This is a genomic window from Pseudoalteromonas sp. UBA6610, from assembly GCF_002433295.1.
GTDB lineage: Bacteria > Pseudomonadota > Gammaproteobacteria > Enterobacterales > Alteromonadaceae > Pseudoalteromonas > Pseudoalteromonas atlantica.
Genome location: NZ_DJHW01000073.1, coordinates 1 through 7,742, shown reverse-complemented (window position 1 = coordinate 7,742; position 7,742 = coordinate 1). Strand labels below are relative to the sequence as shown.

Below are 7,742 nucleotides of genomic sequence, written 5' to 3'. Positions count from 1 at the left end.
CCTAGCGTTTTAAAACGCAAACGTGCACACGGCTTCCGTGCTCGCATGGCAACTGTAAATGGCCGTAAAGTATTAGCACGTCGCCGCGCTAAAGGCCGCAAAGTTCTTTCTGCTTAATATATAAGTGGAAGACTTTAGCTTTGGCAGGGAGTTACGTCTGTTAACTCCCTCGCATTACTCTCGCATATTTAATGAACCCGCTCGGGCTGCAACTCCTTTATTTACTCTTTTAGCTAAACCTAATGACCAAGATAAACCTAGGTTAGGACTCACTGTTGCTAAAAAACGTGTAAAAAAGGCATGCCAACGTAACCGTATTAAACGACTCGCTCGCGAAAGTTTTCGTTTAAATCAACACACCATCGATAATATCGATATTGTGCTTATGGTAAAAAGTGGTATTGATGAGCAGTCTAACGAAGAAATAACCAAACAACTTACAAAGCTGTGGCGTAAAATAAATGAACGCTGCAAACCTGGTGCACCTAAACCACCACCTTTTAAAAAACGCCCAAACAAATCAGCTAAATCTAATAAACAAACCCGATAGCAATAGAATTGCAGGGTTAATTAGGGTATCTTTAGCTCACCTTTTAATCATGCGTTTAAAATCTCTAATTGAGCCTTTAAATACATGGTATCTATTCACTAAATATACGCAGGGGTATAAACACCATGAGGTTACTTAAACCACTTGTTGCTATTCCAAAGCGTTGTTTAGTGTTATTTATCCGCGGTTATCAAATGTGGATAAGCCCACTACTAGGCCCGCATTGTCGTTTTAATCCAAGCTGCTCTCATTACGCTATTCAAGCAATTAATTTGCATGGATTTGTAAAAGGGAGTTGGTTAGCACTTAAACGCATATTAAAATGCCATCCTTTACATTCAGGCGGAGAAGACCCCGTTCCTGAAAAATTAACCCGTATTAACCACCAACACGAGAAATAAGAGCTGTTATGGAATCGCAACGCACGTTTTTATTAATCGGTTTAATGTTAGTGTCGTTTTTATTATTTCAAGAATGGAATAATGACTACAACACACCTAAAGCCGATCCTAGTGCCACTACACAAACACTAAACACAACGTCACCAGAGTCAGATGATTATATACCGTCATCGTCAGATTCAGGTTTACCTGCTTCGGCTACCGCTGCTAAGCGTTCAGTTATTGACATTACGACTGACGTTTTCAAAGTAAAAATAGACACCAAAGGCGGTGACATTGTTGAAGCAGACTTACTCCAATACGAAGAAGTAAAAGGTGAAGAAACACCATTTATGCTTCTAGGCGAGTTTGATGGCAATCAATACTTCTCACAAAGTGGTTTAATTGGTTTAAATGGCCCAGACGCATCAGCCAATGGTCGCCCTACTTACCAAGCAACGCAAAAAGCCTACACGCTAAGCGGTGATGAGCTACGTGTACCACTTACCTATGTTGATAGTAATGGCGTTAGCTTCACTAAAACATACGTATTTAAAAAAGGTCAATACGATGTAGGCCTTGAGTACACAGTAAATAATGCGACAAGTGCGCCAGTGCAAGTACAGCTATACACGCAAATTAAGCGTACCGTACAAGAAAAAGGCAGCTTAGTAGATCAAAACTATTTAGGTGCAGCTTACGGTACTGATGAAGAGTCGTACGAAAAATACAGCTTTTCAGATATGGCTGACAAAAACCTAAATAAAAACACCCAAGGCGGTTACGTTGCATTTATTCAGCATTACTTTGTAAGTGCATGGGTACCTAAGCAAGACGAAACACACACGCTTTACAGCTTAATTACTAAAAGTAATGCCGCTATTATTGGTACAAAAGCAGCGCCTATAAATGTACAAGCTGGCAGCGAGCAAACCCTTAATGCGACTTACTACATGGGTCCTAAAGAGTCAGATATTCTTGAAGCGATTCACCCAGATTTAGACTTAACTGTAGATTATGGTTGGTTATGGTTTATTTCGCAGCCTTTATTTGTACTTCTTAAATGGTTACACAGCATTTTAGGTAACTGGGGTGTCGCTATTATTGCCATCACTATTATCGTTAAATCGTTAATGTACCCACTGACTAAAGCGCAATACACGTCAATGGCTAAAATGCGTGCCCTTCAGCCAAAAATGGCTGCTCTTAAAGAAAAATATGGTGATGACCGTCAAAAGTTCGGCCAAGCTACTATGGAAATGTACAAAAAAGAAAAAGTTAACCCTATGGGTGGCTGTTTCCCTATTTTGCTACAAATGCCAATTTTCTTAGCGCTATTTTACGTATTCTTAGAATCGACAGAGCTGCGCCATGCAGAGTTCATTCTTTGGCTTACTGACCTTTCTACAAAAGACCCATACTACGTATTACCAATATTATTTGGTGCAAGTATGTTTGTGACGCAAAAACTACAACCAATGACGGTTACCGATCCTATGCAGCAAAAAATGATGACCTTTATGCCGGTTATCTTCTCTGTATTCTTCTTATGGTTCCCATCTGGTTTAGTACTTTACTGGTTAGTGTCTAACCTTATTTCTATTGTCCAGATGCTTATCATCTACCGTGGCATGGAAAAGCAAGGTATAAAAGTAAGAGGCTAGCTTAACGGCTACTCATATAAAGGCGACTTAGGTCGCCTTTTTTATTGCCTATTTTTTACCACAGCTATTCGCTACCAATAAATGCATAGGTTACAATAGCGCCATTAAAGTTACTCTCGTTGGCAAATAAATAGCATGATCAATCAAGACACAATTGCAGCACAAGCGACCGCCCCTGGGCGTGGTGGCGTAGGTATAATTCGGGTTTCTGGCAGCCTTGCTAAAAGCGTGGCCGAAAAAATAATAGGTAAAGTACCTAAGCTTCGCTATGCCGACTACGTCCCTTTTCAAAGTTTAAGCGGCGAGCAACTCGACCAAGGTATCGCTATTTATTTTGCAGGGCCAAATTCATTTACCGGCGAAGACGTACTTGAACTGCAAGGTCACGGCGGCCCTGTTGTACTCGACATGCTATTAAAAGAAATTAGCCAAATAGAAGGCGTTCGCTTAGCTAAGCCTGGTGAGTTTTCTGAGCGCGCCTTTATGAACGACAAGCTTGATTTAACCCAAGCAGAGGCTATTAGCGATTTAATTAATGCAACCTCAGAGCAAGCAGCTAAAAGCGCCCTACAGTCGCTACAAGGTGAGTTTTCTAAACACATTGAAACCCTAGTAGAAAAAGTTATTCATTTACGTATGTATGTAGAGGCAGCCATTGACTTCCCTGATGAGGAAATTGACTTTTTATCCGATGGCAAAGTGTCGGGCGATTTAGATGCCATTATCAGTCAATTACACACAGTAACGAGCCAAGCTAAGCAAGGCAGTATTATGCGCGAAGGTATGCGCGTTGTTATCGCAGGGCGCCCTAATGCGGGTAAATCAAGCCTACTTAATGCCCTAGCAGGACGCGAAGCCGCTATAGTAACCGAAATAGCCGGTACTACTCGCGACGTACTACGTGAGCACATTCATATTGATGGTATGCCACTGCATATTATCGATACCGCAGGTCTACGTGAAAGCCCAGACCGCGTTGAACAAATAGGTATAGAGCGCGCGTGGGATGAAATAACCCAAGCTGATCGCGTGTTGTTTATGCTTGATGGCACCGACACCACCGACACCGACCCACACGCAATTTGGCCTGAGTTTATGGCAAAATTACCGCAAGGTATGGGTGTTACCGTTATCAGAAATAAAGCCGATTTATCGGGCGATGCAGTAGGTATGGATGAAAACCAACAATACCCAGTAATTAGTTTAAGCGCTAAAAATGCGCAAGGTATTGAGCTTGTACGCGATCACTTAAAAGCTTGTATTGGCTTTCAGGGCGCAACAGAAGGTGGATTTATGGCGCGTCGCCGTCATTTAGATGCACTTGAACATGCGGCCTATCACTTAGATACTGGTAAAACGCAGTTAGAAATGCACGTAGCCGGCGAAATATTAGCCGAAGAGCTACGCTTAACGCAGCAGTACTTAAACGAAATAACCGGTGAATTTACCTCAGACGACCTACTAGGCAAAATATTTAGCTCGTTCTGTATTGGTAAATAACTCGCTAAAGCAGCATAAAATAACAATTACTTTAGGGCACATTAGTGCCCTTTTTTATGCCCGGTATAAAAATTAAAAAGCTAAAATGGGGCTAAAATTAAATAAAAACGCGCCTGATTTTAGCGTATACAACTCACCTCTTTAATCTCTTACAGTATAAAAATACACCACGGTAAGCGCGTAATTGGCGCTCGATATAGCTTAAAAAAGTACCAATATACCGCTAAAAAGTATCCTTAAGTAGCTCGTTTTAACTACAGTTTATGAATTTATAAGCAAAAGTAACCGGTACTATTAAGGCCTACGCCCTCGTTTTTAATTGATCCACCAGCAAAACTCCTCGCTGAACTTGAAAAATAATAAGACTAATTAAAAAAGGTTATCCACAATCGCCTACTTTATGGCTAATAAAACAAAAATAGCGGCACATTTATAAGCTTAAACCATCACGATCTATAAAAAAGCGTGGTTTATTACACTTATTTTCACTTTTTTAGGGCAGATCTGCTTAATCGGATCGTTTTTAAAAATTATTTTTGATCGCCTTTTTAAGTTATCAACAAGATTACTATCCACATTATGATCAACAACAGCTTAGCTATATAAAAACGTGGGCTGGTGGCCTCACTTATAATAAAAAATCAATGACTTAGCTTTATTTAGATCTACAAAGCATACTAGTTAAGCAGAGCTTTCCCCAACCTTATCAACAACTTGATCAGAAGATTACATTTAAATAGTTTTTGTTAATTCATTTATATTCAATAACTTATATAAGCAATTACACCAAAGAGTAAAAACAACTCAAAAATAGTTATACAAAATTACAAAGGTTTTCTTTACTGCAAGGCTAACTCAGTTATCATAGCGGGCAAATAAGTAATGTGTGATCAGTTTAAATATGAGTTCTGTAAATATAATCGTTGGTAGTCAAATGGGATCTGCAGAATATGTAGCAGAACAACTATGTGATGAGTTAAATAACCAAGGTATAAGTGCTGAACTACATGATCAACCTAATTTATCTGATATTGATCAACACAATACAATCTGGCTTATATGCACATCGACCTATGGCGCGGGCGATTACCCCGACAACCTTTTACCATTTGTTGAGCAGCTAAATCAGCAAAGTGACTTATCTGCAATTAAATATTCAGTCATTGGCTTAGGCGATACCAGCTACGACACCTATAACCTTGCTGGGCGTAATATAAATAGTTTAATGGCAAGCCTTGGCGCAACATGCATAGCGCCAAGGCTTGAATTAAATATTCTTGATGAGGCATTACCCGAAGATACCGCCCTAGAGTGGTTAGATTCGTGGATAGAGAAAACACAATTAAAGTAATGTGATCGATTAAAATGCATAAACAAAGTTACCCACAATTTACTAATAATTTAATAGCTTTTGTGGATAACCGCTGATCAAACTGCGTTTTTAAGCATGCTTATCCATGGGATAAGATCCAATCGATATTGGGCTGTGTATAAACACCCTTTTTGATCAGAGCTTATTTGCCTGATGATCCGATCATATTAACACCTTTAGATCTGATCTAATTTTATGTTTTAAATGAATAAATAGAGCTTATCAACAGAAAACCCGATCACTAGTAGTAATAGTATTAAAAGATCTCTTTAAAAGATCCTTTATATTATAAGTGATCAGTGACTTAGATCTTGCCCACTGTTTAATCATTTATCTTCTGCTAATTTCTAGGTAGAATACGCTCCCTTTTGAAGTTTACTGGTTTGATTAAGTAGGATCCCATTAATGATTTTTCACGAAAAGTTTGACGTTATCGTAGTAGGTGGTGGACATGCAGGCACTGAAGCCTCATTAGCTGCTGCACGTATGGGGATGAATACCCTGCTGCTAACTCATAATATGGATACACTTGGTCAAATGTCTTGCAACCCTGCAATTGGTGGCATAGGCAAAGGCCATTTGGTTAAAGAAATTGATGCGCTAGGCGGTGCCATGGCACAAGCTATTGATAAAGGCGGTATTCAATTTCGTACCTTAAATTCTTCAAAGGGACCTGCTGTTCGTGCAACTCGAGCACAAGCTGATCGCGCTTTGTACAAAGCTGCAATTCAAAACACATTACAAAACCAAGAAAACCTAAAAATATTTCAACAATCGTGTGATGATCTTATCGTTGAAAACGACAAAGTTGTTGGCGTAGTAACCCAAATGGGATTACGTTTTAGCGCACCTAGTGTTGTATTAACCGTAGGTACTTTCTTAGGTGGCCAAATACATATTGGTTTAGAGAATTTTAAAGGTGGTCGTGCAGGCGATCCCCCTTCAATTGCACTTGCTGATCGTTTACGTGAGTTACCTTTTAGAGTAGACCGTTTAAAAACAGGTACTCCACCACGTATTGATGCCCGTACAGTTGATTTTAGCAAGATGCAAGAACAACCAGGTGATGCGCCCACACCAGTATTTTCGTTTATTGGTAAACAAAGCGATCACCCACAGCAAATACCGTGTTATATCACCTACACAAACGAAAAAACCCATGAGGTTATTCGTAACAATTTACATCGCTCGCCTATGTACTCTGGCGTAATTGAAGGTATAGGACCACGTTACTGCCCTTCAATAGAAGATAAAATTGTGCGCTTTGCTGATAAAGACAAGCACCAAATATTTGTAGAGCCTGAAGGTTTAACATCGTACGAGCTTTACCCTAACGGTATTTCAACCAGCTTACCTTTTGATGTGCAGTTACAAATTGTGCAATCGATAGATGGTTTTGAAAACGCACATATTTGTCGTCCTGGTTATGCTATTGAATATGATTTCTTTGACCCACGTGATTTAAAACAGTCATTAGAAACCAAATTTATAGACGGGTTATTTTTTGCAGGCCAAATAAATGGTACTACTGGTTACGAAGAAGCCGGTGCACAAGGTTTAATTGCCGGCATGAACGCCGCTTTACAAGTACAAGGCAAAGATGCATGGACACCACGTCGTGATGAAGCATATGTGGGCGTGCTAATAGACGACTTAGCAACGCTTGGTACAAAAGAACCGTACCGTATGTTTACTAGCCGTGCGGAATACCGTTTATTATTGCGTGAAGATAACGCTGATATTCGCTTAACAGAAAAAGGCCGTGAACTTGGTTTAGTTAGCGATGAGCGCTGGCAGGCATTTAACGAAAAAATGGAAGTGATCGAAAAAGAGAAACAGCGTATTAAAGAAACCTGGATCCATAAAGATCATGCTGTGGTTGATCAAGTAAACGCCTTATTAAAAACACCGCTTACTCGTGAAGCAAGTTTAGAGGATCTACTTCGTCGTCCAGAAATTCGTTACGACGACTTAATGGCTATTGATGGGCTTGGATCTGAGTTTACAAACCAAGCTGCACTTGAACAAGTTGAGATCCACACTAAATACGCAGGCTACATTGCGCGCCAACAAGATGAGATCAATAAACAGCTTCGTCATGAAGAAACCATTTTGCCTAAAGAGTTCGATTACTCAACGGTATCGGGTTTATCAAACGAGGTAGTTGCTAAGTTAACAGATGCGCGTCCAGACACTATTGGCCAAGCTTCTCGTATTTCTGGTATCACCCCAGCGGCGATTTCGCTATTATTAGTGTATCTGAAGAAGCAAGGCTT

Annotated in this window: 7 protein-coding genes; all 7 read left to right on the top strand. The window is 40.0% G+C overall.

The features are described from left to right. A partial coding sequence (gene rpmH / locus B4F91_RS10170) for a 50S ribosomal protein L34 (protein ID WP_288635706.1) occupies positions 1–117 on the top strand: 117 nt, incomplete at its 5' end. 7 nt (positions 118–124) lie between these two features. Continuing rightward, positions 125–550 (top strand): ribonuclease P protein component, encoded by a 426-nt coding sequence (gene rnpA, locus B4F91_RS10165; protein WP_029772813.1) that lies wholly within the window; start codon positions 125–127, stop codon positions 548–550. Between the two features lie 125 nt (positions 551–675). Continuing rightward, the gene (gene yidD / locus B4F91_RS10160; RefSeq protein WP_004588061.1) at positions 676–951 is read left to right on the top strand and encodes a membrane protein insertion efficiency factor YidD; all 276 of its coding nucleotides are present in this window, start codon (positions 676–678) and stop codon (positions 949–951) included. Between the two features lie 8 nt (positions 952–959). Continuing rightward, positions 960–2,594 (top strand): membrane protein insertase YidC, encoded by a 1,635-nt coding sequence (gene yidC, locus B4F91_RS10155; RefSeq protein ID WP_024032130.1) that lies wholly within the window; start codon positions 960–962, stop codon positions 2,592–2,594. 135 nt (positions 2,595–2,729) lie between these two features. After that, the gene (gene mnmE / locus B4F91_RS10150) at positions 2,730–4,094 is read left to right on the top strand and encodes a tRNA uridine-5-carboxymethylaminomethyl(34) synthesis GTPase MnmE (protein WP_096042525.1); all 1,365 of its coding nucleotides are present in this window, start codon (positions 2,730–2,732) and stop codon (positions 4,092–4,094) included. 901 nt (positions 4,095–4,995) lie between these two features. Further along, a complete protein-coding gene (gene mioC, locus B4F91_RS10145; protein ID WP_054983816.1) occupies positions 4,996–5,445 on the top strand; it encodes an FMN-binding protein MioC in 450 nt (149 codons plus the stop codon). Positions 5,446–5,871: 426 nt separating this feature from the next. Continuing rightward, positions 5,872–7,742: tRNA uridine-5-carboxymethylaminomethyl(34) synthesis enzyme MnmG (mnmG, locus tag B4F91_RS10140; RefSeq protein ID WP_288635705.1), on the top strand; the 1,871-nt coding region annotated here is incomplete at its 3' end.

What these genes read in the sequence shown, in the direction of transcription:
- yidD (WP_004588061.1), top strand. Translation starts at nt 676, where the DNA reads ATGAGGTTACTTAAACCACTTGTTGCTATTCCAAAGCGTTGTTTAGTG.
- yidC (WP_024032130.1), top strand. Translation starts at nt 960, where the DNA reads ATGGAATCGCAACGCACGTTTTTATTAATCGGTTTAATGTTAGTGTCG.
- mnmE (WP_096042525.1), top strand. Translation starts at nt 2,730, where the DNA reads ATGATCAATCAAGACACAATTGCAGCACAAGCGACCGCCCCTGGGCGT.
- mioC (WP_054983816.1), top strand. Translation starts at nt 4,996, where the DNA reads ATGAGTTCTGTAAATATAATCGTTGGTAGTCAAATGGGATCTGCAGAA.